This is a genomic window from Gordonibacter sp. (assembly GCF_036667095.1).
GTDB lineage: Bacteria > Actinomycetota > Coriobacteriia > Coriobacteriales > Eggerthellaceae > Gordonibacter.
Window position 1 is genome coordinate 1 of the sequence record NZ_JAVWUP010000311.1, and the last position, 1,400, is coordinate 1,400.

A 1,400-nucleotide genomic window follows, 5' to 3' on the forward strand; every position below is an offset into this window, starting at 1 on the left:
GACTTCTCCAATCCCGAGGCGTTCGCGGCCATGGGCGAGGTCTACCGCCGCAACGTAGAGTTGTGGAAGGATGTGTTCGGCATTGACGTGGCATCGACCAAGCTCGAATGCGCCCTTGAGGCCTATGAGCACGGCAGCAACCCACGCGTGGATGAAACCCTTATGGTCGAGGGTATGCCGGGCCTGTTCTGCTCGCGCGGCGGCGGCGTGTATGGCGCGCAGGGCGGCTCCTCGGTGAATGTGGCCTACCGCGATGGCTCCTACGCCATGATGAAGGCCATCGAGTACGCCGAGGGCGCCGGCAAGGACAAGCCGAAGGCGTTCGCGTTCGATGCGGTGGAAGAGGAGATCAACCGCCTGCACGAGATGCGCACTCGCCAGGCCGGCGGCAAGCGCCCGCAGGAGCTGACGCGCATGATCCAGCGTGCCTGCTACCAAGCCTGTCAGCCCACGCGCGAGAAGGTGGCTGTGGAGCAGGCTGTGGCCGAGCTCGAACGCATCCGCAAAGACGAGATGCCCAAGATGACGTTGGGCGATGCGACGCTCACCTACAACACCGACTGGAAGGCGGCCGTCGAGGCGTACAACCTGCTGGACATTGCCGAGGCAAGCTCCAGGGCGGCGCTCATGCGCGAGGAGAGTCGCGGGCACAGTTATCGCCCCGAATTCCCCCAGGAAGACCCGGCCAACTGGACGTGTAACATCATCGCTAAGAACGTGGACGGCCAGATGAAGCTAGAAACCGTTCCCGTCGTCGAACTCGACTAACCGCCCGCGCGCTCGCGTGATACAGGAGGCATCATGAAGATCAAAGTACAGAAGTACAATCCGTCAACAGACGCCGAGCCCCACTTCGAGGAATACGAGATCGACCATACCGAGCACATGACGCTGCTCGAGGCGTTGGTGAAGATCAACGACACGCTGGACCCCATCGCCTTCGACTACAGTTGCCGTGGGCGCGTGTGCGGGCGCTGTGCCATGACGCTGAACGGCACGCCTTGCCTTGCCTGCGTGACACTGGTAGAGGCGTCGGGAAAGAACGAGGTTACGCCGCTCAAGAACTTCCCGGTGGTACGCGACCTGATTGTGGACAAGACGAAGGTTACCGACAAGGTGAGCCGCATCCTTGCCCGTCAGCGTGCGTTCGATTTGACGCTTGACGAGGTGAAGGCTCCGGTAGACGCTGCCCTGCCCAAGAAGCTGGAGCCGCTCGAGTACTGCGCCCGCTGCGGCGTGTGTACGGCTGCATGCCCGGTGGTGGAGATGAAGGGCTTGAAGTCCTACTTGGGGCCCACGGGCATGATTGCCATCGCCAACCGATTCTATGATCCCTACGATCAGGGCGACCGCGTCGTCGAGGCCGTCGTGCTGAACTCCGGCGGGGCGAACTGCTTCAC

Annotated in this window: 1 protein-coding gene and 1 pseudogene; both read left to right on the plus strand. The window is 62.4% G+C overall.

Annotated elements, in window-relative coordinates; all coding sequences use genetic code 11:
• Window positions 1-768: pseudogene (locus RR842_RS14075) on the plus strand (FAD-binding protein); the annotation flags it as partial.
• Window positions 769-801: 33 nt separating this feature from the next.
• Window positions 802-1,400: 2Fe-2S iron-sulfur cluster-binding protein (locus RR842_RS14080; protein WP_332730204.1), on the plus strand; the 599-nt coding region annotated here is incomplete at its 3' end.